Source organism: Roseovarius sp. BRH_c41 (assembly GCF_000961715.1).
In the GTDB taxonomy this organism is placed as follows: Bacteria; Pseudomonadota; Alphaproteobacteria; order Rhodobacterales; family Rhodobacteraceae; genus Roseovarius.
Genome location: NZ_LADY01000065.1, coordinates 152,149 through 175,177 on the forward strand (window position 1 = coordinate 152,149; position 23,029 = coordinate 175,177).

The 23,029-nt window shown below is 62.4% G+C and carries 28 protein-coding genes; 8 read left to right on the forward strand and 20 right to left on the reverse strand.

All coding sequences use genetic code 11. The features are described 5' to 3' along the window. Nucleotides 1-77 precede the first annotated feature (77 nt). From VR71_RS22340 to VR71_RS22350, 3 genes are read right to left on the reverse strand one after another with little or no spacing between them, the layout of a single operon-like run. Nucleotides 78-959 (reverse strand): PhzF family phenazine biosynthesis protein, encoded by an 882-nt coding sequence (locus tag VR71_RS22340; RefSeq protein ID WP_045686551.1) that lies wholly within the window; start codon nt 957-959, stop codon nt 78-80. 19 nt (nt 960-978) lie between these two features. Further along, a complete protein-coding gene (locus VR71_RS22345) occupies nt 979-1,206 on the reverse strand; it encodes a DUF1150 family protein (protein ID WP_009817135.1) in 228 nt (75 codons plus the stop codon). A 6-nt stretch (nt 1,207-1,212) separates the two neighbouring features. Further along, entirely contained in the window at nt 1,213-1,626 is a 414-nt protein-coding gene (locus VR71_RS22350; RefSeq protein WP_040650436.1) for an Hsp20 family protein, read from the reverse strand. A gap of 159 nt (nt 1,627-1,785) precedes the next feature. Between VR71_RS22350 and VR71_RS22355 the strand changes: the two genes are divergently transcribed. From VR71_RS22355 to VR71_RS22365, 3 genes are read left to right on the forward strand one after another with little or no spacing between them, the layout of a single operon-like run. Continuing rightward, nucleotides 1,786-2,010, forward strand: a complete 225-nt coding sequence (locus tag VR71_RS22355) for a DUF465 domain-containing protein (RefSeq protein WP_009817133.1) — start codon at nt 1,786-1,788, stop codon at nt 2,008-2,010. 46 nt (nt 2,011-2,056) lie between these two features. Next, on the forward strand, nt 2,057-2,545 hold the full coding sequence (gene purE, locus VR71_RS22360; RefSeq protein ID WP_045686552.1) for a 5-(carboxyamino)imidazole ribonucleotide mutase: 489 nt from the start codon (nt 2,057-2,059) through the stop codon (nt 2,543-2,545). Next, the gene (locus VR71_RS22365) at nt 2,538-3,611 is read left to right on the forward strand and encodes a 5-(carboxyamino)imidazole ribonucleotide synthase (RefSeq protein WP_045686553.1); all 1,074 of its coding nucleotides are present in this window, start codon (nt 2,538-2,540) and stop codon (nt 3,609-3,611) included. Before purE ends, VR71_RS22365 begins: the two co-directional genes overlap by 8 nt. Before the next feature lie 8 nt (nt 3,612-3,619). Here the strand turns inward: VR71_RS22365 and VR71_RS22370 are convergent, their stop codons facing one another. Further along, nucleotides 3,620-4,474, reverse strand: a complete 855-nt coding sequence (locus VR71_RS22370; RefSeq protein WP_045686554.1) for an SDR family oxidoreductase — start codon at nt 4,472-4,474, stop codon at nt 3,620-3,622. 127 nt (nt 4,475-4,601) lie between these two features. Here VR71_RS22370 and VR71_RS22375 point away from each other — a divergent pair, with 127 nt between their 5' ends. Beyond that, nucleotides 4,602-5,087 (forward strand): lytic transglycosylase domain-containing protein, encoded by a 486-nt coding sequence (locus tag VR71_RS22375; protein ID WP_045686600.1) that lies wholly within the window; start codon nt 4,602-4,604, stop codon nt 5,085-5,087. 161 nt (nt 5,088-5,248) lie between these two features. On the opposite strand, the gene VR71_RS22380 is transcribed toward VR71_RS22375, so the two are convergent. Together VR71_RS22380 and VR71_RS22385 are read right to left on the reverse strand one after the other, a co-directional pair. Continuing rightward, nucleotides 5,249-6,004, reverse strand: coding sequence for a class II aldolase and adducin N-terminal domain-containing protein (locus tag VR71_RS22380; protein WP_045686555.1), 756 nt, complete (start codon nt 6,002-6,004; stop codon nt 5,249-5,251). After that, nucleotides 6,001-6,444 carry a glyoxalase gene (locus VR71_RS22385; protein WP_045686601.1) on the reverse strand — a complete coding sequence of 148 codons (444 nt, stop codon included), beginning with the start codon at nt 6,442-6,444 and terminating at the stop codon, nt 6,001-6,003. Before VR71_RS22385 ends, VR71_RS22380 begins: the two co-directional genes overlap by 4 nt. Before the next feature lie 78 nt (nt 6,445-6,522). Between VR71_RS22385 and VR71_RS22390 the strand changes: the two genes are divergently transcribed. Further along, entirely contained in the window at nt 6,523-7,986 is a 1,464-nt protein-coding gene (locus VR71_RS22390) for an AMP nucleosidase (RefSeq protein ID WP_045686556.1), read from the forward strand. A 132-nt stretch (nt 7,987-8,118) separates the two neighbouring features. Then, entirely contained in the window at nt 8,119-8,406 is a 288-nt protein-coding gene (locus tag VR71_RS22395; protein ID WP_009817125.1) for an HU family DNA-binding protein, read from the forward strand. 131 nt (nt 8,407-8,537) lie between these two features. Here the strand turns inward: VR71_RS22395 and VR71_RS22400 are convergent, their stop codons facing one another. Next, nucleotides 8,538-9,521, reverse strand: coding sequence for an NAD(P)H-quinone oxidoreductase (locus tag VR71_RS22400; protein ID WP_045686557.1), 984 nt, complete (start codon nt 9,519-9,521; stop codon nt 8,538-8,540). A 16-nt stretch (nt 9,522-9,537) separates the two neighbouring features. Beyond that, nucleotides 9,538-10,227 carry a COQ9 family protein gene (locus VR71_RS22405; protein WP_045686558.1) on the reverse strand — a complete coding sequence of 230 codons (690 nt, stop codon included), beginning with the start codon at nt 10,225-10,227 and terminating at the stop codon, nt 9,538-9,540. A gap of 106 nt (nt 10,228-10,333) precedes the next feature. Here VR71_RS22405 and rpsU point away from each other — a divergent pair, with 106 nt between their 5' ends. Beyond that, nucleotides 10,334-10,540: a 30S ribosomal protein S21 gene (rpsU, locus tag VR71_RS25400; protein ID WP_008207378.1), complete on the forward strand. Its 207-nt coding sequence runs from the start codon at nt 10,334-10,336 to the stop codon at nt 10,538-10,540. 198 nt (nt 10,541-10,738) lie between these two features. On the opposite strand, the gene VR71_RS22415 is transcribed toward rpsU, so the two are convergent. From VR71_RS22415 to VR71_RS22450, 8 genes are all read right to left on the reverse strand, one after another. Further along, nucleotides 10,739-10,927, reverse strand: a complete 189-nt coding sequence (locus tag VR71_RS22415) for a hypothetical protein (RefSeq protein WP_045686560.1) — start codon at nt 10,925-10,927, stop codon at nt 10,739-10,741. A 105-nt stretch (nt 10,928-11,032) separates the two neighbouring features. After that, complete coding sequence (locus VR71_RS22420) at nt 11,033-11,752, reverse strand: gamma-glutamyl-gamma-aminobutyrate hydrolase family protein (protein WP_045686561.1); 720 nt, start codon at nt 11,750-11,752, stop codon at nt 11,033-11,035. Continuing rightward, a complete protein-coding gene (locus VR71_RS22425; RefSeq protein WP_045686562.1) occupies nt 11,749-12,702 on the reverse strand; it encodes an amidoligase family protein in 954 nt (317 codons plus the stop codon). The genes VR71_RS22420 and VR71_RS22425 overlap by 4 nt, the downstream gene beginning before the upstream one ends. Before the next feature lie 4 nt (nt 12,703-12,706). Beyond that, nucleotides 12,707-13,885: a 23S rRNA (adenine(2503)-C(2))-methyltransferase RlmN gene (gene rlmN / locus VR71_RS22430; protein ID WP_009817119.1), complete on the reverse strand. Its 1,179-nt coding sequence runs from the start codon at nt 13,883-13,885 to the stop codon at nt 12,707-12,709. A gap of 115 nt (nt 13,886-14,000) precedes the next feature. Continuing rightward, nucleotides 14,001-14,969, reverse strand: a complete 969-nt coding sequence (gene speB / locus VR71_RS22435) for an agmatinase (protein WP_045686563.1) — start codon at nt 14,967-14,969, stop codon at nt 14,001-14,003. Beyond that, nucleotides 14,966-15,715, reverse strand: a complete 750-nt coding sequence (locus VR71_RS22440) for an NlpC/P60 family protein (protein WP_045686564.1) — start codon at nt 15,713-15,715, stop codon at nt 14,966-14,968. The genes speB and VR71_RS22440 overlap by 4 nt, the downstream gene beginning before the upstream one ends. After that, nucleotides 15,712-17,091 carry a M17 family metallopeptidase gene (locus VR71_RS22445; RefSeq protein ID WP_045686565.1) on the reverse strand — a complete coding sequence of 460 codons (1,380 nt, stop codon included), beginning with the start codon at nt 17,089-17,091 and terminating at the stop codon, nt 15,712-15,714. The genes VR71_RS22440 and VR71_RS22445 overlap by 4 nt, the downstream gene beginning before the upstream one ends. Nucleotides 17,092-17,171: 80 nt before the next feature. After that, nucleotides 17,172-17,552: a hypothetical protein gene (locus VR71_RS22450; protein ID WP_045686566.1), complete on the reverse strand. Its 381-nt coding sequence runs from the start codon at nt 17,550-17,552 to the stop codon at nt 17,172-17,174. A gap of 157 nt (nt 17,553-17,709) precedes the next feature. Between VR71_RS22450 and VR71_RS22455 the strand changes: the two genes are divergently transcribed. Then, nucleotides 17,710-18,360 carry a carbonic anhydrase gene (locus tag VR71_RS22455; protein ID WP_009817114.1) on the forward strand — a complete coding sequence of 217 codons (651 nt, stop codon included), beginning with the start codon at nt 17,710-17,712 and terminating at the stop codon, nt 18,358-18,360. 111 nt (nt 18,361-18,471) lie between these two features. Here VR71_RS22455 and VR71_RS22460 read toward each other — a convergent pair whose 3' ends face one another. From VR71_RS22460 to VR71_RS22475, 4 genes are read right to left on the reverse strand one after another with little or no spacing between them, the layout of a single operon-like run. Then, entirely contained in the window at nt 18,472-20,670 is a 2,199-nt protein-coding gene (locus VR71_RS22460) for a 3-hydroxyacyl-CoA dehydrogenase NAD-binding domain-containing protein (protein ID WP_045686567.1), read from the reverse strand. Between the two features lie 15 nt (nt 20,671-20,685). Beyond that, the gene (locus tag VR71_RS22465) at nt 20,686-21,897 is read right to left on the reverse strand and encodes an acetyl-CoA C-acetyltransferase (protein WP_045686568.1); all 1,212 of its coding nucleotides are present in this window, start codon (nt 21,895-21,897) and stop codon (nt 20,686-20,688) included. Next, nucleotides 21,894-22,307 (reverse strand): hypothetical protein, encoded by a 414-nt coding sequence (locus tag VR71_RS22470; protein WP_045686569.1) that lies wholly within the window; start codon nt 22,305-22,307, stop codon nt 21,894-21,896. The genes VR71_RS22465 and VR71_RS22470 overlap by 4 nt, the downstream gene beginning before the upstream one ends. Beyond that, a complete protein-coding gene (locus VR71_RS22475) occupies nt 22,307-22,942 on the reverse strand; it encodes a glutathione S-transferase family protein (protein ID WP_045686570.1) in 636 nt (211 codons plus the stop codon). Before VR71_RS22475 ends, VR71_RS22470 begins: the two co-directional genes overlap by 1 nt. Nucleotides 22,943-23,029: the final 87 nt, after the last annotated feature.

Sequence of the window (23,029 nt, forward strand, 5' to 3'; positions counted from 1 at the left end):
CGCGGCAGTTGATGTCGGCATAGCGTGCGGCGACCGGGCGCATGGCCGTGAGGGCAGGATCGCAATCTTGGGGGATGTCAGAGGTGGAACGTGCCGGACATGACCACACGCCCGCGCCCTGAGACACGAACGCCGGTGATGGCATCGGGCGGCCCTAGAACCTCGACCTGCGCTTGGCCGGGGCGGTTCATCCAATGCCCTTGTTCTGCGGTGAAACGTGGCTGGTCGATCAGACCATGATGCCAGAGATAGGCCGCCATCGCGCCGGTGGCAGAGCCGGTAAAGGCGTCCTCTGGCGGGCTGGGAGGGGTAATGAGAAGGCGTGAAAAGGTATCGCCCGCCGGGGTGGCCCCATTGAGCGTGACCCAGAACGGCTCCATCAGGTCCGTGTCGGCATGGCCGAGATGGGCGGCGAGCCGGGCAAGTGCGCCCTCATCCAGACGCAGGCGTCGCAGCGCTGCGTGATCGCGCAGCACGGTGACGCAGAACGGCAGTCCGGTGGAGACGAGTTGCGGGCTGCCAATGATGTCCGCGGTGTCGAGCCCGCCGACCGCGGCAATCAGGTCAGGTGGCAACTCCGGCCCGAGCTCTGGTGCGATCTGGGTCATGGTGACGCGTGGGGCAGGACCGTCTTCGACCTCGACGCTGATCAGACCTGCGCCGGTTTCCAGCACCATTCGAGGCCCGATGACCACGCCACGCCGCACAAGCGACACCACCGTTGCAACAGTTGGATGACCGGCAAAGGGGATTTCGCGGCTTGCGAGGAAGTAGCGCACGCGGGCGTCCGCCACATCGGATGGTCCGACGAAGGTGCATTCGACCAAGGACGTTTCCCGGACATAGGCCATGCAGGTTTCTGCCGTGAGCGCGCCTGCATCATGCACCACGGCGCAGCCGTTGCCGCCAAAGGGCCGGTCGGTGAAGGCATCGACCCAGTCGAACGGATAGTCGGGCATGGCTGCGCCTTCTTTGGTGTCAGTGAACCGTCACCGGCTCCATGTTGTTCTGGCGGGCCAGTTGAAACGCCAGATCACGGCCCTCGACTAGCGCAAGACGTTCGCCTTCTTCGTTATGAACGGCATAAAGCTTTGTCAGATCGCGAACCTGTTCGCGCATATCCTGCGGTAGGTCGTCGACATTGACGGGACGCACATAAACGATGGCGCGATCCGTGTTTTCTCCGAAATCATATCTCGTATCCATGACTGCTCACCCTTTGTTTATCTTGATGCGTTGCACAACCGGCTCTGGCTGTGCGCGTGTCAGATCGACATGCAACAGGCCGTTTTCCATGATCGCCTCGCCCACTTCGACCCCGTCGGCCAGCACGAAAGACCGCTGGAACTGCCGCGCTGCGATGCCGCGATGCAGATAGAGCCGATCCTCGGCCTCGTCGCTCTGACGGCCCCGGATCACCAGTTGACGATCCTCGACGGTGATCGCGAGATTTTCTTCCGCAAAACCGGCCACGGCCAGCGTGATGCGGTATGAATTCTGTGAGGTCTGTTCGATGTTGAAGGGCGGATAGCCCTCATTCCCGGATTTCGCGCTGCGTTCCAGCATCCGTTCCAGCTGTTCAAACCCCAGCATATAGGGGTGCGACCCCAGAGTAAGCTTTGTCATCGACACGTCCTTGAGCTTAAGCGACCGTCCATTGTGCAGGTCCCGTTATGGCGGCCTGCATGGGAAATATGGGGTTTGGTCCGCATGCGTGCAAGGGCTTTGCGAAAGCTGTGCGATTCAGTATCTTGTATCTCCACGACCCCAGAGGAATCGCGTGCCATGAATGCCTATAGCGACCTGTCAATGAAATCCGAGGATGTGTTGCGCGTAGAGCTGGAGGAATTCCGCCGCGAGCATCGCGATTTGGATGAGGCCATCCGCGCCTTGCAGGACAAGGGCACGGCGGATCAGTTGATGGTGCAGCGGCTCAAGAAAAAGAAGCTGTGGCTGCGGGACATGATCGCGCGGATCGAGGACCGGCTCTATCCGGACATCATTGCGTAGCGGTCTGTGATCAGTATAGTGCGCGCTTCCAGACGGGGAGCGTTTCATGGCAGGCGTTAAGATCGGCATCATCATGGGCAGTCAATCGGACTGGTCCACCATGCGCGAGGCGGCGCAGATTCTGGATGAATTGGATGTGCGTTACGAGACCAAGATCGTCTCGGCGCATCGCACGCCGGATCGACTCTGGGAGTATGGCAAAACGGCGGTCGAACGCGGCTTGCAGGTGATTATCGCCGGTGCGGGCGGGGCCGCGCATCTGCCGGGGATGATGGCGTCAAAGACCCGCGTGCCCGTGATCGGCGTGCCGGTGCAGACGCGGGCGCTGTCGGGCGTCGACAGTCTCTATTCCATCGTGCAGATGCCAAAGGGGTTTCCGGTGGCGACGATGGCGATCGGGGCAGCGGGTGCAGCCAATGCCGGGCTGATGGCGGCGGCGATCCTTGCCAATTCCGATGCGGAGCTCGCGCAGCGGCTTGACGCGTGGCGCGCGGCCCTTTCGGCCTCGATTCCCGATGAGCCATGCGATGAGTGATATGCTTTTGACAGGTGCCACCATCGGAATTCTGGGCGGCGGGCAACTGGGGCGCATGCTCTCGGTCGCCGCTGCGCGACTGGGGTTCCGGACCGTGATCTTTGAGCCGGGTGGCGATTGCCCCGCAAGCCATGTGGCGCATCGCCATATTCAGGCCGAGTATTCTGACGAAGATGCGCTGCGGCGGTTTGCCGAGGCGGTCGATGTGATCACCTATGAGTTTGAGAATATCCCCACCGCAGCCCTCGATGTGCTGGAGGGCATGCGCCCTGTGCACCCCGACCGCCGCGCGCTCAGGGTCAGTCAGGACCGGCTGTTGGAAAAGTCGTTTCTGAGCGATCTGGGGCTGATGACCGCCCCGTTTGCGGCCGTGGACGATGCCGTGGACATGGCCGAGGCGATGCACGAAATCGGCCTGCCCGCGATTCTCAAGACCCGGCGTTTCGGCTATGACGGCAAAGGGCAGGCGCGGATCATGTCCGCCGCAGATGCCGAGCAAGCCTTGGCCGATATGGGCGGACAAGCGGCGATTTATGAGGGGTTTATCGACTTTTCACACGAGGTCTCTGTAATTGCCGCGCGCAACAGCGCGGGCGACGTCGCCTGTTACGATCCCGGCGAGAATGTGCATGAGGGCGGTATCCTGCGCACCACCACGGTGCCCGCGCGCCTGACGGCGGCGCAGCGCACCGATGCGGTGCTCTTGGCGGCCAAGATTCTCAACAGCCTGAAATATGTGGGGGTGATGGGGGTCGAGCTTTTCGTGACGCCCAAGGGGCTGATCGTCAATGAAATCGCGCCGCGTGTGCATAATTCCGGCCATTGGACGCAACAGGGCTGCGCCATCGACCAGTTCGAGCAGCATATCCGCGCCGTGGCGGGCTGGCCCTTGGGCGATGGCACCCGCTATGCCGATGTGGTGATGGAAAACCTGATTGGGGCCGATATGGACCGCGTGCCCGACTTGTCGCGTGCGCCCGGCGTCTCGCTGCATCTCTATGGCAAGGCCGAAGTCAAGGCGGGCCGCAAGATGGGCCATGTCAACCGGATCGTGCCCAAGGGCTGAGTATTCCGTTAATCCCCAGCCGCCAAGAGCGCCTGCAACCCGGATCGGTAATCGGGGTAAATGAGCTCTATCCCCAACTCCTCTTTGATCCGGCGGTTCGAGACGCGTTTTGACTCCGCATAGAACGACCGCGCCATCGGCGTCATCTCGGCCTCGTCAAACGCCACCTCTTCGGGCAAGGGCAGGCCCAGCAATTCGGCGGCATGGCCGATGACATCCTGCGGCGGGGCGGGGTCATCATCGCAGAGGTTATAGACCGCGCCCGGATTGGGCCGGTTGATCGAGGCCTCGAGCACCTGCGCGATATCCTCCACATGGATGCGGCTAAAGACCTGACCGGGTTTGACGATCCGCCGCGCCGTGCCTTGGCGCACCTTTTCGAACGGGCCGCGACCGGGGCCATAGATGCCCGCAAGGCGAAAGATATGCAGCGGCAGACCGGGAATGGCCTGCCATGCCGCCTCGGCCGCGACCCGCATCTGGCCGCGTCTGGTCGAGGGGGTGAGCGGGGTTTCCTCATCCACCCAACCGCCGGCATGATCGCCGTAAACCCCGGTGGTCGAGAGATAGCCCACCCAGTCGAGCCGGGGCGCAGCCTGCGCAATCGCATCGTGGTAGCGTGCCAGAACCGGATCGCCTGCCGCGTCCGGTCCGGCGGAAATCAAGAGATGCGTCACCGAGGCCAGCACGGGCGAAAGATCGTCCTCGGGCCAAAGCGCGGGCGTGATGCCCTCATGGCGCAAAACTTCGGCCTTGTCGGCACTGCGGGTGGTGCCGATGATAGCCCACCCCTGCGGCACAAGTCGGGCGGCGAGGGCGCGGGCGGAAAAGCCGTGGCCAAAGGAAAGAAGCGCTTGGGTCATAACCCTTTACATGGCGCGGGCCGTGGAGATTGGCAAGGCGGCGGTGTTTCGCCGGTGCCAGAAATGCGCTCTGGCGCGAAAAGGTGGATGCGGGCATCTTGCGCGCAGCGTTTTTTCAGGAGCCGCCATGTCTTTTATCAGTCGCCGTCTTGTTCTGGGTCTCATCGCTATCGCACCGCTGGCCGCCTGCGCCGCGTCCGACTCGGAGGTATCCACTCGGAACACCCCGTTCGATCCGCCGCTTTACCCGAATGAAACGCCCGAGTTGCGACGGTTGATCAACACTTATGCCGATCATTATCAGGTGCCGCGCAGTTTGGTGCATCGGCTGGCGATCCGCGAGAGCACGCATCGTCCCGGCGCGCGCAACGGGCCCTATTACGGGTTGTTGCAGATCCTGCCACAGACCGCGCGGGGCATGGGGCACAGGGGGCCTGCATCCGAGTTGCTCGAGGCCGAGACCAATCTGAAGTATGGGGTCAAGTATCTGCGCGGGGCCTATATTGTGGCGGATGGCAACCCCGATGCCGCGATCATGTGGTACGCGCGGGGGTATTATTACGAGGCCAAGCGCAAGGGGCTGCTGGTGGAAACGGGGCTGCGGTCGGCGTGATCTTGTCCAGGGCCGGCGTTTGTCCCACGTCATGAGGCGCGCGGAAGAAGGCGCCTCATGATCGCGTGGGGTCAAAGCCCCGATCAGGTCAGAACCTGCCCCCCGCGCGGTTTCTGCACGGTGTCGAACCGACGGGGTCTGTCAGGTTGTTCTGAGATGGTTCAATGCGCGTAATCCGAGCCTTCGGCATCCAGAATGGCCTTTAATTCCGTCAGATGCCGATCGGCCTGTCCGGGATAATCATCGAGTTCCTGAGCTGTCTTTTCCGCGACCGCGTCCGAAAGCACCCGCAGGGGCCGCCCGGTTTGCAGGGCACGGATATAGGTTTCGGCGGCGCGCTCGAAATAATAGAGGCGATTGAACGTGTCGGCGACACTGTCACCGATCACCATGACGCCGTGATTGCCCATGATCAGCACCTTGTTCCTTGGGTCAATCAGGAGCCGGGCACAGCGCACGCCCTCATCCTCGAACGCAAGCCCGCCATAGCCCTCATCCACCACATGCCGGTTGTAGAAAGTGGCGCAGTTCTGGTCGATGGGCGGCAGACGGCTGTCAGCGAGGCTGGCGAGAACAGTGGCATGGATGGAATGCACATGCATGGCGCAGCGGGCATGGGCGCAGTGCCGGTGCAGCCCGCCATGCAGGCCCCAAGCGGTGGGATCAGGCGCGTTCGGCCCCTCCAGCGTTTCGGGGTCATTGGCATCCACAACGATGAGGTCGCTCGCGCGGATACGGGCGAAATGCATCTGGTTGGGGTTCATCAGGAACCGGGTGCCGTCGTCATTGATCGAGAGACTGAAGTGATTGGCCACCGCCTCGTGCATATTGAGGCGTGCGGTCCAGCGGAAGGCGGCGGCGAGATCCACGCGCTCTTGCCAGTGATCCATGTTCGGTTTCAGGCTGGTCACGTTCATAGGGTTGTCCTTTCAGTCGCGGTCAGGGGCCGGGAGGCGACCCACGCATAGCCATTGGGGCACAGGATGCAGCATTCGCGCAGCCCGTGGGGTTTGTTGGTGGGCGGTTGCAGGATCATGCCGCCTGCACCGTCGGCGCGGGCGGCAGCAGTGTCGGGATCGCTGTCGAAAAGGTGCAAGGACGCCCCGGCCCCGCGCGGCGGACGCTCGGGCACAAGGCCAAGGATCGGATTGGCGGCATAGGTATGATCGGCATGCAGTTGCATCACCTGATCGCCATAGATCATGATTGCGAAATCCGTGCTGAGCCGGTGGGCCGTCATGTCAAAGACCTCTGTGAGAAACGCGGACTCGGCCAGCACGTCGCGCACCAGCAGGTTGAGACCAAGCCCGCGCAGGCTGGCCCCGAATGTCTCTGGGGTGACGGTTTCGTAGTCCATTTGCGCGCGCTCCTTGGGTGGCAGCTTGATCATGCCCCCAGCGCGTGTCAACCTGTGTGCGCAGAGCAGGAGACAGGCATGACCATGCAAACCCCGGATGAGATCGCCCCGGAGGCGTTCACAGACGCGCGCGCGGCTGTGGACCGGCTCTGTCAGCTCTATGCGGCGGGCACGGAGTTTCTCTGCGCGGCGTTTGCGCGGGCACTGGCCGGGAACCTGCCGATAGGCCGGGTGCGCGCCTATTATCCCGAAATCCGCCTGACCACCGGAACCTATGCCAAGGTCGATAGCCGGCTCAGTTTCGGGCATGTGTCCAACCCCGGCACATATGCCGCGACGATCACGCGCCCCGACCTGTTCCGCGCCTATCTGGAGCAACAGATCGGGTTGCTCTTGGTCAACCACAGCGTTGGGGTAACGATCGGCACCTCCGACACGCCGATGCCAGTGCATTTCGCGGTGGCGGAGGATGCGGGGCTGAGTGTGCCGCAGGAGGGGGCGGCCGAGTTCACCCTGCGCGATTACTTTGACGTGCCGGATCTCGCGACCACCAATGACGATATCGTCAATGGCACATGGGTGTCTGTGCCAAACGGGGCGGCACCGCTTGCGCCTTTTACAGCGCAACGGGTGGATTATTCGCTGGCACGGCTCACGCATTACACCGCGACCGATCCCCGCCATTTCCAGAATTACGTGCTGTTTACCAATTATCAGTTCTATGTCTCGGAATTCGAGACCTATGCCCGGCGCATGTTGGGGGACGCCGAGAGCGGCTATACCGCCTTTGTCAGCACCGGCAATGCCGAGATCACCGGGCCTGATGATCCGCTGCCGGCACCCGAGCGATTGCCACAGATGCCCGCCTATCATCTCAAGCGGGCGGATGGGTCGGGGATCACGCTGGTCAATATCGGGGTCGGGCCATCCAATGCCAAGACCGCGACGGATCATATCGCCGTGCTGCGCCCGCATGCCTGGGTGATGGTGGGCCATTGCGCAGGGCTGCGCAATTCGCAATCCTTGGGCGATTTCGTGCTGGCTCATGCCTATTTGCGCGAGGATCGCGTGCTCGATGCCGATCTGCCCGCCTGGGTGCCCATCCCGGCGCTCGCTGAAATCCAGATCGCGCTGCAAGACGCGGTGGCGGCAGAGACGCAATTGGAGGGGTTTGATCTCAAGCGGGTGATGCGCACCGGAACCGTGGCCAGCGTGGACAATCGCAACTGGGAGTTGCGCGATCAGTCCGGGCCGGTGCAACGTCTGAGCCAATCGCGCGCCATCGCGCTCGACATGGAGAGCGCCACGATTGCCGCCAACGGGTTCCGGTTCCGGGTGCCCTATGGCACGCTGCTCTGCGTGTCCGACAAGCCGTTGCAGGGCGAGTTGAAACTGCCCGGCATGGCGTCGGAATTCTACAAATCACAGGTCTCGCGGCATCTGATGATCGGGATTCGCGCGATGGAATCACTGCGCCGGATGCCGCTCGAACGCATCCACAGCCGCAAATTGCGCAGCTTTGAGGAGACAGCCTTCCTTTGACCCCACGGAAATCCGCACAAAATCCGCCGAAAGCGCTTGCTTTTGCCCACTAGGCGTTGTGTTTAACCACATCATAGCGTTAAATCACGCGCATGAGGCCCAAGAGAAGGGCAGTTGCAAGGAGACCATAAAATGGCAAAACCCATGACCAAGACCCAACTCGTGGCCGCACTGGCCGATGAAATGGGCAGTGACAAGAAGACCGCAGGCGCGGCGCTGGATTCGGTGATTGCGATCATCACCCGCGAAGTTTCCGCCGGTGGTGCCGTGACCCTGCCGGGCATTGGCAAGATCTATTGCCGCGAGCGCCCCGAGCGCATGGTGCGCAATCCCGCCACCGGCGAGCAGATGAAGAAAGAGGCCGACAAGGTGGTGAAGATGACCATCGCCAAGGCACTCAAGGACAGCGTGAACGGCTGATCCCCGAACCTGCTGGAGCGATACCGCTTACCGAGAGCAGAGCAAGATCACACCAAGATCATAAGGGCCGCCCAAAGGGCGGCTTTTTACTTTGTACCGTGATGACGAGTGTCCCGCGCCGCGTGATCCGGTCAGGCGACCTTGAGGACGATCTTGCCGATATGGCCGCTCGATTCCATGCGGGCATGCGCGGCGGCGGCCTCGGTCAGCGGAAACTCGGAATCCATGACCGGGGCAATGCGGCCTGCCTCGAGCAGGGGCCAGACATGGGCGCGCAAGGCCTCGGCAATCCGCGCCTTGGCGAGATCGCTTTGCGGACGCAGGGTGCTGCCGGTGATCGTCAGGCGGCGCATCATCACCTGAGAGAAATTCAGCTCGATCTTGGGGCCTTGGAGGAATGCGATCTGCACGAGGCGTCCATCATCGGCAAGCGCCTTGACGTTGCGGGGCAGGTAATCGCCGCCGACCATGTCGAGGATGAGATCTGCGCCACCCTCGGCGGATAGCACCTCTACAAAATCCTCGTCGCGGTAGTTGATCGCGCGTTCAGCTCCGAGATCCACGCAGACCTTGCATTTCGCGGCGCTGCCTGCCGTGGTAAAGACCCGTGCGCCAAAGGTGTGGGCGAGTTGAATGGCCGTGGTGCCGATGCCGGAAGATCCGCCATGCACCAGAAAGCGCTCGCCCGCCCTGAGCGCGCCGCGCTGAAAGACGTTGGACCAGACGGTAAAGAAGGTTTCTGGCAGGCAGGCGGCCTGTTTGAGGCTGAGGCCATGAGGCACGGGCAGGCAATGCGCGGCGGGCGTGGCCACATAGTCGGCATAGCCGCCGCCGGGCAAGAGAGCGCAGACCTGATCGCCAAGCGCCCAATCGCTGACGCCCGCACCGAGTGCTACGATTTCACCCGCCCCCTCTAGCCCCGGAAGGTCAGAGGCGGTCGGTGGCGGCGCATAGAGACCGGCGCGTTGCAGGGCATCAGGGCGATTGACGCCAGCATAGGCAAGCCGGATCACCACCTCGCCCGCGCGGGGCGTGGGGCGGGGACGCGTGGTGGGTTGCAATACCTCGGGGCCACCGGCCTGTGTGATTTCAACGGCCTGCATTGTCTGAGTCATCCTTGGTCCTTTGTCGTTATGTCGGTCGGTTCCAGCGCCCTGGCATGCCTGTTTGCTGCGCGCTCTGAGGCGCGCGGATGCGGCTCAGAAAGCTGAGTGGGCCGGCCATGAGACCCGACACCAGCCGGTTGTCGCGCGCCTGCGCCTTGAGCTTTTCGATCTGCATCACACCCTCGATGCGGCGATCCAGAAACTCCCATGTGCGGCTGTGCCCATCGCTGTCATCCCCCAGCCAATAGAGCACAGTCGCGCCATAGACACCCGAGAGCGTCGCGCGTTTGGTATACCAATTCACATCGTCGGATGTATCGCCAAGCGCGGTCCAGATGTGATCGGCGGTTTGCCAGAGGGCGCGTGCGCCATCGGCGGCATAGGGTGGCAACGAAAAGAGGGTCATGCCCCGGCGCACAAGTTCGCGATCTTCAACCGCCTCAAGCCGGGCGCGCACGGCAAAGGCCACGCGGTCGCGAAAACGCAGGGTGCCCAGATCGGTCTCGGCCAGTCGTTTGAGCATCGCGGCATCGCCCGCCGCGTGATAGGCCAGCGCCAGATCCACCGCACCGCGTGGGCAGATGGCGGACACAAGCGCCGGAGAGATCCCGGCATCCTCGGCGGCGAGGCGCAGGGTGGTTTCGCTCCAGCCGTCAAAGGGCACATGCAGGGCTGCGGCCTCGAGCAGACGGGTCATAAGATCAGGTTCGGACATCAGCGATCCTCCTTGCGGCGCACCCTAGACAAATCCGGGGCGCTTTGCTATACGGCGCCTTCCTGCAATCTATTGCAACTTTAACTTAGGAAGGTGGTGACACCACATGCAGGTTAGTGTTCGCGACAACAATGTCGATCAGGCGCTCCGCGCTCTGAAGAAAAAACTGCAGCGCGAAGGCGTTTTTCGTGAAATGAAGCTCAAGCAACATTTCGAGAAACCGTCCGAGAAAAAAGCGCGCGAGAAGGCCGAAGCGATTCGCCGTGCCCGGAAACTGGCGCGCAAGAAAGCGCAGCGCGAAGGCATGCTCTAAGGTCTCTTGGAGCACTCTCCGCAGAATTTTGCGGCACGAGGCATCTATCCCGAAAGATCGGACACCGATTTTAGGATCAGATAGGCGTTACTTTGACGACCCCCGGGCGGATGCTTCGGGGGTTTGTCGTTTTGGGGGCTTGCCCCCGTCGCTCCAAAGGGCACCCCCTAGAGTATTTCAGCCAAGAAGAACCCGCGATCAGCTGAGTTGGCAGAGCGGCGCGTCTTGGCGAATCGAGGTGACAAAGCGGCCTTCGGAGGTGTCACGGATCGCATAGCCATAGCCGCGCAGGCGGTGTTTCCATTCACGCTCGGACACCGCGAGGTGACGCTCTCGCAGGACGAGATTGCGGATTTCTGTGGTGCTGTCGGTCTGGGTCAGGTTCATTGTTTCTATCCCTGTTGAAATTTGCCTCTAACGATAGGGATAGGTGGCGGATGTGGCGGTAATCGTGCCGGATTATGGCGAGGCCGGGGAATTGTCTGGGCAGGGTCAACGCGCCGCAGCATCCACGCCGGGCAGTTGCGCAGCATCGTCGCGGCGCGAGCAGGCAGCGGCGATCAGGGCGCGAAAGATACCCATTTGCCGATGCGCATAGAAGAGATGCTCGGGGTGCCATTGCACGCCCAAGGCAAAGGGCTCGGTCACGCGTTCGATGGCCTGAATCATGCCGCCGCTGTCGCGCGCGGCGATGCGCAAGCCCGCTCCCAAGCGGTCCACCGCCTGCGTGTGCAGGGCGTTCACCTTCATCGGTTGCGTGCCGGCAAGTTTGGCCAGCCGGGTGCCGGCTTCTATGTGCACGGTCTTGCGCGGCAGCACGGTGCGGATGTGATCGCTGGCCTTGTAGGTTTCATAGGCGTCCTGATGCAGCGTGCCGCCGAGCGCAATGTTGAGCATCTGACTGCCGCGACAAATCCCCAGAACCGGCTTGGCATGCTCGAACGCCGCCAGCACCAGCCCGCGCTCCAGAGCGTCGCGGTCGGGGTCAAGCCACGCGGATGTCACAAGCCGCCCACCATAGAGATCCGGCGATATGTCATCGCCGCCGCCGATGATAAGCCCGTCCACGGCTGTGATGTCTGCCGCGCGCCCGGTCTGCCAACGCTGTGCCTGCCCGCCTGCCAGCCACACATTCAGGGCAATGAGCGGAAAGATGCGCCAGCCCGAGCGGCGCGAGACAGTGACCCCGATCACCGGGCGGCGAGTGGTCATGCGCGGTCCAGCCCCGCCGATTGCAGAATACGACCGGCGCGGTTGGCCCAACTTTGACGGGAGAGCGTCAGCAGGCCGTGATCATCCAGCCATGCCTGCGACAAGCGGGTGAGAAGGGCGGCATTGCTGGCGACCCGTTCGACGATCAGCCAGCGCTGCCATTCCTCGGCAATGGACCAGTCGGGTTCGTCTATCCGGCAGTCGGGCAGGCGAAAATGAAACGTCGGGCGGGCAGAGGTTTTGTCAGAGATGGCTGCTCTGACCCGGTCCGCGTCGAAATGCGCGAAGATCGGCAGCATATCCAGGCCACGATTCCGGCTGGGTGTGAGTTCGAGATAGAGCCCTGTCACGTGGTCACGGCTGGCACCCGGTCCGGCCTTGATCAGCGCGCGGACGAAATCTATCGGGTAGGGATCGGTGAAGGGCAAGAGGCGGCGGGCCTCGTCGATCGGGTTGGTGGCGCGCAGCCAGTCCTCGATCAATGCATAGGCCAGCAGGGGGCGGATCGTGTCCGCGTCGGCCTCGCTGGCTATCTCGACGTTGAGATGCAGGCCAAAGCCAAAGAACCAGCCAGCGCCGCTGCCCAAGGCCCCCGCAGCCCGCAGGGCATTGCGCAGATCGTCCAGGCGGGCGAGGCGTTTGAGATCGAGCGGTTCGGTGACGATTTCCACCGGAACGACCTCGCGCCCCAGATCAAGGGCCATGTCGCGCAGTTTGCTTTTCTGGGCATTGCGCAGAAAGATATCGAGGTAAACGTCGATCTGGCCGATCTCGCTATTCTCGACGCGCCAGATATGGCTGTCCGTTTGGGACGCGCTGCCAGTCAGCGTTGCCGCGCAGAGGTGCGCCACTTGCGCTTCGGGCAGACCGCCAAGCTCGATCTCGACGCCGATGAGTCGGGGATCGCCCTTGGCGTTCAGCGGTTGCGGCAAAGGGGCAAAGGCGGTCATGGGCTTAATGCCCTGCCTCGGCCTCGATCTGAGCGCGGGATTTGCGGGCGCGTTCGGTGGCGGATTTCAACTGACCGCAGGCGGCCATGATATCCTCGCCACGCGGCGTGCGGATCGGGCTGGCGTAACCGGCCTTGTAGATGATGTCGGCAAAGCGCTGAATCCGGTCCCGGTCGCTGCGCTCATAGGGGCTTCCGGGCCATTCGTTGAAGGGGATGAGATTGATCTTGGCCGGAATGCCCTTGATCAGTTGCACGAGGCGGCGGGCGTCGGCATCGCTGTCATTCACATCCTTGAGCATCACATATTCAAAGGTGATCCGCTCGGAATTCGAGAGGCGCGGGTAGTCGCGCAGCGTATCCAGGAGCGTCGCGATGTTCCATTTCTTGTTGATCGGCACGAGCGCGTCGCGCACTGCGTCGGTGGTGGCGTGAAAGCTGACAGCCAGCAAACAGCCGATTTCCTGCGCGGTCTTGGCAATCTCGGGCACGACACCGGAGGTGGAGAGCGTGATGCGCCGACGCGAGAGGGAAATCCCCTCGCCATCCATGGCGATCTTCATCGCGTCGCGGACGTTGTCGAAATTATAAAGCGGCTCGCCCATGCCCATCAGGACGATATTGCTGATCAGGCGCGGGCGCTCACCCACCGGTTCACCGGGGCGCGGCCATTCATTGAGATCATCGCGCGCCAGCATCACCTGACCGATGATTTCTCCGGCGGTCAGGTTGCGGACCAGTTTCTGCGTGCCGGTGTGGCAAAAGGAGCAGGTCAGCGTGCAGCCCACCTGAGAGGAAATGCAGAGCGTGCCGCGATCGGTTTCGGGGATGTAGACCACCTCGACCTCATGGCCGCCGGCGATCCGCACCAGGTATTTGCGGGTGCCATCGGTGCTGACCTGTTTGCTGACCACCTCGGGAATGGTCACCACGAAGTTTTCGGCCAGTTGGGCGCGATAGGCCTTGGCCAGATTGGTCATGGCATGAAAATCGCGCACGCCCCATTGATAGATCCATTGCCAGATCTGATTGACCCGCATCTTGGCCTGCTTTTCGGGCGTGCCGTGCGCGATCAGAGCCTCGCGCAGCGCGTCGCGCGTGAGACCGACAAGGTTCACCGGCCCGTCGGGCAGCTTGCGGGGGATGGTCAGCACATCCTGTGTAATCGGCGCTGTTTGGGTCATGGGCCTGTCGCGGTTCGGGCTGGGATATGATCCCATATAGGATTCGCAGGCGGATTCCAAAGGGTTTGGCGGAGGATACCGCCAAACCGCTGTTGCTAGGCAACAGGGCGGACCCTCAGACCTTGGCGTGCAGCCGTGCCATGACGCAAAGCAGTTCGAACATGATTGAGGCGCCCAGAAAGGCCGTGCCGCCAGAGGCGTCAAACGGCGGCGACACCTCGACCAGATCGGCGCCGATAATGTTGACGCCTTCCAGCCCGCGCACGACCTGCAACGCCTGATAGCTGTTGGGGCCGCCCACTTCGGGCGTGCCGGTGCCGGGAGCAAAGGTGGGGTCAACAAAGTCAATGTCATAGCTGACATAGGTGTCACCGCTGCCTGCAATCTCGCCGGCTTCGGCCATCACATCCTCGGGGCCGCGGGCGTGGAATTCCTCGATGAGGATCAGGCGGATGCCCTCGGCCGCGGCGAAATCGCGATCCTCGGTGTCATACATGGTGCCACGCAGGCCGATCATCACGACACGTTTGGGATCAAGCAGCCCTTCCTCGACTGCGCGGCGGAAGGGGGTGCCGTGGGTATACATCGTGCCACCAAAGTACGAATGATAGAGGTCGGTGTGGCTGTCGAAGTGGATCATGCCGACGGGCGCGCGGCGGGCCAGAGACCGCAGCACCGGCAGGGTTGTAAGGTGATCGCCGCCTGCTGTGAGTGGGATGATCCCCGCGCCTGTCACCCCGTCGTAGAATTCGGTGATCCGGGCGAGGCTGTCCATAATATCCGCCGGGTTTGGCCCGACATCCCCCAGATCGGCACAATTCACCGCCTCGAACGGGCGCATGCCAGAGGTCGGATGCTGCGCGCGGATCATGGTCGAGGCGTCGCGCAATTGGCGGGGGCCATGACGCGGGCCGGGGCGGTTGGTGGTGCCGCTATCCCAGGGCACGCCGATCAGGCCGATTTGAACATCCTTGTAACGCTCATGCCCGTTGGGCACATAGGGCAGCCGCATGAAGGTGGGCACACCGGCAAAGCGCGGCAACTCAAACCCGGAGATGGGGTGAAAGAAGGGATCGGAGGTCATGACAGTCCTTTCAGGCGTTTGCGAGAGGTGACGGGGCCGTCCCCCTGTGCGGTGATCCGGGCGATGGCCTCGGCGATGGGTTCAAAGGCCACGGCCATGTGATGCGCGTTGGCATGCAGCAGTGTTTCTGGGTCAGACACCCATGCGACATGACCGCGCCAAAAGAGAAGGTCGCCGCGTTGGAGGGGGGCGGAGTCGGGGAGATGTTCTCCCAAGCCTTGCTCTTGCGGGCCGCTGTCACCGGGGCAAGCGATGCCGCAGGCGAGGCAGGCCGCCTGCACCAGTCCCGAACAATCAATGCCAAAGCTGGAGTTTCCGCCCCAGAGATAGGGCGTGCCAAGGAAGGTTTCTGCAACAGTGACAAGATCAGGGGCGAGCGTCCCAAGCGGCGTCAGATGGGCGCGAGGGACGTATCCCTGCGGCGTCTCGGCAAAGCGACCCTGTTCCGAGAGCACCTGAAGCCGCGCGCCGTGGCTGAGGCTGAACCGCTCGCGGGTCTTGAAATCCGGCGCGGGGTAGAGATGTGTGGCGCGGGCGCTGACGCGGTGGGTAGGGGTGCCGTCTGTCAGTGCGGTATCGGGTAGAAACCCCCGATAGCCGTCGCGGGTGGTTGTAACCTCTGCCCAACCATCGGCAATCGACTGCACCGTGACGCCCTCTCCCATCAAAAGTTGCCGGTCGCGCGGGCCGTCAGGGCTGCGCAATAGGTCAACGAGAGGCAGGGCAATCAGGCGGATTTCGCTCACAATCCCAACACCTCTGGCAGCGCCTCCAAAAGCGCGCGCGCGCCCATGCCGACACCGCCCTTGGGGCGGGCGGGAGCGGCGGAGGGGGTCCAGCCGTAGATGTCGAAATGGCTGTAATTGAGCCCGCCCACGAAGCGGCGCAGAAAGAGCGCGGCGGTGATCGAGCCTGCAAAACCGCCTGAGGGGGCGTTGTCGAGATCGGCGATGCCGGGCTCGATCATCGCCTCATAGGGGGTGTGAAACGGCAAGCGCCAAACCGGGTCAGCAACGCGCGCAGCGGCGCCCTCCAGTGTCGAAGCAAAGCGGGGATCGTCGGTGTAATAGGGCGAAAGATCAGGGCCAAGCGCCACGCGGGCGGCCCCGGTGAGGGTGGCCATGGAGATCATCAGATCGGGTGCATCCTCGGCCCCATAGGATAGCGCATCGGCCAGCACCAGCCGCCCCTCGGCATCGGTGTTGTTGACCTCGACCGTCAGCCCATTGCGCGCGGTCAGGATGTCGCCGGGGCGAAACGCATTGCCCGCGACCGCGTTTTCCACCGCCGGGATCAGCACACGCAATTGCACGGGCAGGCCAAGCGCCATGATCATATGCGCAAGGCCCAGAACCGTGGCGGCCCCGCCCATGTCCTTTTTCATCAGGCCCATGGAGGAGCCGGGCTTGAGATTGAGCCCGCCGGTGTCGAAACAGACGCCCTTGCCCACAAGGGTCAATTTCGGGCCGCTCTGGCCCCACCGCATGTCCATGAGGCGCGGAGGCACGGCAGAGGCGCGCCCGACGGTGTGGATCAGGGGAAAGTTCTGGGCAAGCAGATCCTCGCCCCGCACGCAAGTCATGCGGGCGCCCTGTTGATCGGCGATGGCGGCACAAGCGGCCTCGAGCGCATCGGGGCCAAGATCATTGGCGGGGGTGTTGATGAGGTCGCGCGTCAGCGCCTCGCCGGCCGCAATGATTTCCAGCCGCGCGGCATCGACGCCCTCGGGCGCGATGAGCCGCGCCTTGGCCGGGGTCTGGTCGCGGTAGCGCTCATAGGCGTAATGCGACAAGAGCCAGCCCAGCGCCTCGGTCTCGGCCTGATCCTCGGGCAGGCCTTGGACGCGGTAGGTGCCCGCAGGCAAGGCGGCGGCGATTCCGGCCAGATGAAACCGCCCCCGTGCGCGCGACGCATCCGAGCCGTAGCCGCCCAGCGCCATGGCAATCGCGCCTGCCCCGTCCGGCACAATGAGGGTGCGGCCAAGCGCGCCGGTGAACCCCATCGCGCGCACCCATGTGGTGACCTCGGGCGTTTGTCCGGACATCCATGCGTCAAGGTTAGGCTCGGCCACCAGATGCAGCGGAATGGCAGGTGTGTCGGGGGCAGCGAATCTGAGGCTCATTTGGGCAGACCTTTTGGCGGCGTTATTGCGCGCCAGCCTAGCCACGATTGCGCCGCCTGCAACCCGTCAATTCATGCGGTTCAAAGCGGCGGGTCGGACATATCCCATATCTCGCAGAGCGAACGCTCGCCAATTCGCAAGAGGCGCGCAAAGGTGGCGGCAAGCGCAGTCGTGTCGCCGGCCTCAATGCAGCGGGTCACATCCCTGGCCACCTGCACCAAAAGCTGCATGCCGATCTGGTCGGCGATGGCGATCAGGCTGCGCGCGCATTTGCGCAGATCGTCCCTGCGGCCCGCGCTGTAGAGCCGGCCGGCATGCGTGAGCCGTGCCGCCAGTTCCTCGAGCGCGCGACAGACCACATCTTCGGCATTCGTCTCGCCGAGTTGGACATAGAGCGTCTCGAGCCGTTGGGCATCAAGCCGCACCTGTTCCTCTTGTTTCAGCAATGTCACCTGTTCCACGGCTCACCCACAGTCCCTTGATCCATCAGCCCCCACGGCGCGCGCAGATTGGCCCTTGGCTAGTTCCCAAATGGTTTCCATGGTCGCAATTTATCGCTCGAATTCGAGGCGAATCCGGACTATCTACCAAACGATTGCCACAAGCCCGGGAGAGACCATGGAACACGCCCGCCCCCTGCCCGCCTATCTGGTACACCGTTTTCATGGCTGGAAGGCCACGAGCTATGCCGAGAACCAGTCGTGGTATCGGCATCTGGCACAGCAGGGGCAGCACCCCCGTGCCATGGTGATTTCCTGCTGTGACAGCCGCGTCCATGTCACCTCGATCTTTGGTGCGGATCAGGGAGAGTTCTTTATTCACCGAAATATCGCCAATCTGGTGCCGCCCTATGAGACCGATGGCGGTCAACATGGCACCTCGGCAGCGGTGGAATATGCCGTGACCGCGCTCAAGGTGGCGCATGTCATCGTGATCGGCCACTCCGCCTGTGGTGGCGTCAAGGGCTGTATGGAAATGTGCTCGGGCCATGCGCCGGAACTGGAAAAACAGACAAGCTTTGTCGGGCGGTGGCTGGATATCCTGCGGCCCGGCTACGAGCGGGTCAAGGATATGGCCGATGCAGAGCATCAGATGACGGCACTCGAAAAGCAGGCGGTGGTGATTTCGCTGGAGAACCTCATGACATTTCCGTTTGTCGCCAAGGCAGTCTCTGATGGCACGCTAACGCTGCACGGGCTCTGGCACGAGATCGGCTCGGGTGCGCTGGAGCAATTTAGCGGCAATCAGGATGCCTTTTTGCCGCTCTGAGCGCAGTGCCTCACCCTCGCCTGTGGGATCGGCCAACGAAAAGATATAAGTATTTGATCCAAGAAAAAGCCCGGCGCGCACGAACAAGGCGCGCCGGGTTCTGTTTTATGGTCAGGCTGCGGCCGCCTGACCGCCAAAGCGCCCATAGAAGCTCTGGGTCTTGTCCGCCATCTCGCGCAGCAGTTTGGGTGTCGTGAAACGCGGGCCGAATTTCTCGGCCAACTGATCGCACCGCTCTGCGGCATAGGGCGTGCCGATGATGTCGAGCCAGGCAAACGGCCCGCCTGACCAAGGCGCAAAGCCCCAGGCCAGGATCGCGCCCACGTCGCCCTCGCGGATGTCCTCGAGAACACCCTCTTCCAGGGCGCGCACCGCCTCGAGCACTTGCGCGAACATCAGACGCTGCTGAACCTCGTGCACGTCGGGTTGTTCGGCGGCGCGGGGGTATTGCGTGGCAAGCCCCGGCCAATACCCCAGACGCTTGCCCTTGTCGTCATAGTCAAAGAACCCGGCCTTGGATTTGCGGCCCAGACGCCCCTCGCCTTCCATGTAAAAGATCACCTCATCGACCGCGGCATCCGGATAGGCGTCGCCCATCGCCGCCTTGGTGGCGCGGGCGATCTTGGCACCGAGGTCAATCGAGGTCTCATCGACCAGTTGCAGCGGTCCCACCGGGAAACCAAGCTGGCGCGCGGCATTGTCGATGAGCGCGGGCGCGATGCCCTCGGCCACCATGCGCAGACCCTCGTTGATATAGGGGATGATGCAGCGGTTGCAGTAGAAGAACCGCGCGTCATTGACCACAATCGGCGTCTTGCGGATTTGCCGGACATAGTCGAGCGCCTTGGCAACGGCGCGGGGGCCGGTTTTCTGACCCTTGATGATCTCGACCAGCATCATCTTTTCCACCGGCGAGAAGAAGTGAATGCCGATGAAATTCTCAGGATTGTCAGACGCCTTGGCCAGTTCAGAAATCGGCAGGGTCGAGGTGTTGGTGGCAAAGATGCAGTCCTTGTCCACCACCTTGAGCACCTCTCTGGTGACTTGGGCCTTGACCTTCGGGTCCTCGAACACCGCCTCTATGATGAGATCGCAGCCCTTGAGCGCCGCGTAATCCGTGGTGGCGGTGATGAGATCGAGCGTTGCCGCCTTCTTCTCAGCCGTGGCCTTGCCACGTTTGATGCCCTGATCCATGAAATCGGCGGTGTAGGACTTGCCCTTGTCCGCCGCCTCTTGTTTCTGGTCGATCAGCACCACCTGCATGCCCGCCATGGCGGAGACGAGCGCGATACCCGCCCCCATCATGCCGGCCCCCATGACGCCTACTTTCTTCACGCGCTGATCGGGCACGTCGGGACGGTTCGCGCCTTTTTCCAGCGCTTCCTTGTTGATGAAGAGCGAGCGGATCATCGCACTGGAGCTTGGGTTCATCAGCACGTTGACGAACCAGCGCGCCTCGATCTTGAGGGCGGTGTCGAAGGGCACGAGCGCGCCTTCATAGACCGCTGACAAGAGCGCCTTGGCCGCCGGAAAGGCACCTTGGGTTTTGCCATTGACCATGGCCGAAGCCCCGACAAAGGTCATGAAGCCCGCCGGGTGATAGGGCGCGCCGCCGGGCATTTTATAGCCCTTGTCATCCCAGGGTTTGACGATCACGGGGTTGCTCAGCACCCACTCGCGGGCCTTTTCGATCAGTTGATCGGCCGGCACCACCTCATCCACCACACCGGCGGCTTTGGCTTTTTTCGGATCATTGAGCTTGCCTTCGAGCAGGAGCGGCGAGGCGGCCATCGCGCCCAGCTTGCGCACAAGGCGTGTCGTGCCGCCTGCGCCTGGGAAAATCCCCACCATGATCTCGGGCAGGCCGATCTTGGCCGACGGATTGTCCGCGGCAAAGATGCGGTGACAGGCGAGCGGGATCTCAAGCCCGATGCCAAGCGCCGTGCCGGGGAGAGCCGCCGCAATCGGCTTGCCACCCTTGTTGGTCTTGGGGTCCATGCCGGCGCGCTCGATCTTGCGCAGGATGGCATGCATCCACATCACCCCATCAAAGAGCCCCTTGGCGGGATTTTCGCCCGCATCATCGCGCATCTTGGCGATGATGTTGAGGTCCATGCCGCCCGCAAACGAGCCGGGTTTGCCGGAGGTGAGGATCACACCCTTGACGGCCTCATCAGCCAGCGCGTCGTCAATCAGCGTCTCGAGGTCGAGAAAGCCTTGGGTGTTCATCACATTCATGGACTTGCCCTGCGTGTCCCAGGTGATGATCGCGACGCCGTCGGCGCCTTTTTCCATCGTGAAATCAGTCATCTTGGTCATCTCCTCTTACACGCGTTCGATGATGGTGGCGGCACCCATGCCGGAGGCGATGCAGAGCGTGGCAAGGCCGGTGCCCTTGCCCGTGCGCTCCAACTCATCCAGCAGCGTGCCGATGATGATGGCCCCCGTGGCCCCCAGCGGGTGGCCCATGGCGATCGAGCCGCCGTTCACGTTGACAAGGTTTGGGTCGACATTGAACGCCTGCTGAAAGCGCAGGACCACCGATGCAAAGGCCTCGTTCACCTCAAAGAGGTCAATGTCAGAGATCGACATGCCGCTGTCGGCGAGGATTTTCTGCGTGGCGGGCACGGGACCGGTCAGCATGATCGTCGGATCGGTGCCGATCTTGCAGGTCTGGCGAATGCGGGCGCGCGGCTTAAGGCCCCATTTCTCGCCGAATGCCTTGGAGCCGATCAAGACGCCTGCTGCACCATCGACGATGCCAGAGGAATTGCCAGCGTGGTGGATATGGTTGATCCGCTCCAGATGCGGATATTTCATCTTGGCCACGACATCAAAGCCCGGCATCACCTCGCCCATCGCCTGAAACGCCGGGGTGAGCGCGCCCAGTGTCTGCATGTCGGTGCCAGGGCGCATGTATTCGTCATGGTCGAGAATGGTCAGGCCGTTCTGATCCTGCACCTCGATGATGGAGTTCGCGAAACGTTTGTCATCCCAGGCCGCCTTGGCCCGGCGCTGCGATTCCACGGCGAGCGCGTCCGCCTCATCGCGGCTAAAGCCGTATTCGGTGGCGATGATATCCGCCGAAATGCCCTGCGGCACGAAATAGGTGTCCATCGCAATCGACGGGTCCACGGCAATCGCCGCCCCGTCGCTGCCCATGGCGACGCGGCCCATCATCTCGACCCCGCCCGCGATATAGGCCTCACCAGCGCCACCCTTGATCTGGTTGGCGGCGAGGTTCACCGCCTCCATGCCAGAGGCGCAAAAGCGGTTGATGGCGAGGCCGGGGATGCTCTCATCCAGATCAGAGGCGAGCACGGCAGTCCGCGCAAGGCAGCCGCCCTGCTCCATCACCTGCGTGACATTGCCCCAGATTACGTCCTCGACGGCGTGACCATCGAGTCCGTTGCGGGATTTCAGCGCGTTCAGCACCTGCGCCGAGAGGCGCGCGGCCGTCACCTCGTGCAGCGCGCCATCCTTGCGGCCCTTGCCACGCGGGGTGCGCAGGGTGTCGTAGATATAAGCTTCGGTCATTGTTGTTTTCCCTTTCGTTTATTTCGGTCATGCATCGCGATCGCATATAGAAAAAATGCTCGAATACTCCATCCGAGTAAGCCAAACATGCAGGCGAAGATTGCCAGTCCTTTGAGTGGCTCGGAATCGGTCAATCCCAAGAGAAAAAGAGGAATAAACCATGCCAAAAGGATAAGAATCCTTCTGGGTGTGCTAAGAGCATGCCATTCAATCATTGATGCAGTTGAGTAGAGCGAAAAGGCGGTCACTACGAAGAACATTGCAAGCAAAAGCATTAATGCGACAAGCATGCAGATGGCGGCAAACTCGGAAAAAGGCCATATTACCAGACTGGCAATGATGTAGAGCCCAAGAGTGTGCTTGAGGTACTTCCATTCACCTATTTCGCCGAACATTGCGATCATAGTCATCACGCGCGGTCAGCGGGGCTGCCGGGCATCAGGTCATAGGGGTGTTTCCAGCCGGGCGTGGCGCTGACATTGTTCAGCCACCGGTCGATATTGGGCCACTCGGCGCGGTCAAAGCCGAAGGGTTCGGGGTAATAGAGATACCCACAGCAGCTCAGATCCGCATTGGTCATGGCCTCGCCCACGATCCAGTCGCGCCCCGCAAGATGCGTGTCGAGCGTCGTGTAGGCGGCCTTGAGCCGGGCTTGGGTGAAGGGGATCACAGCCTCAGGGCGCTTATCCTCGGGCAGAAAGTTGATCAGGAAACGGGTCATGCCGCCCGGACTGCTGAGCTTGTGGTTGTCCCAGAACATCCAGCGCATCACCTCGCGCGCCTCTTCCGGCGTGGTCCCACCGAATTTGCCAGTCTTCTCGGTGATATACATCTGCATGACACCCGATTGTGTCAGGGTCACGTCGCCATCGACCAGCACCGGCACCTCGCCCATGACATTGGCCTCGCGGAACGCGGGCTGCCGCGTCTCGCCGCCGAAGAAATCGACAAAAACCGGCGTCCAGTCGAGACCGGAAAGCTCGAGGGCCAGCGCCGCCTTGTAGGCATTGCCGCTCTCGCCAAAGCAGTAGAGTTTGATCGTCATGTGTTGGGTTCCTGTTGCGATTTCGAATTTGAGTATTTTTGGCAAGATGAAGCCGATCCGGATTTACCCTGTATTAACTGAGATGTG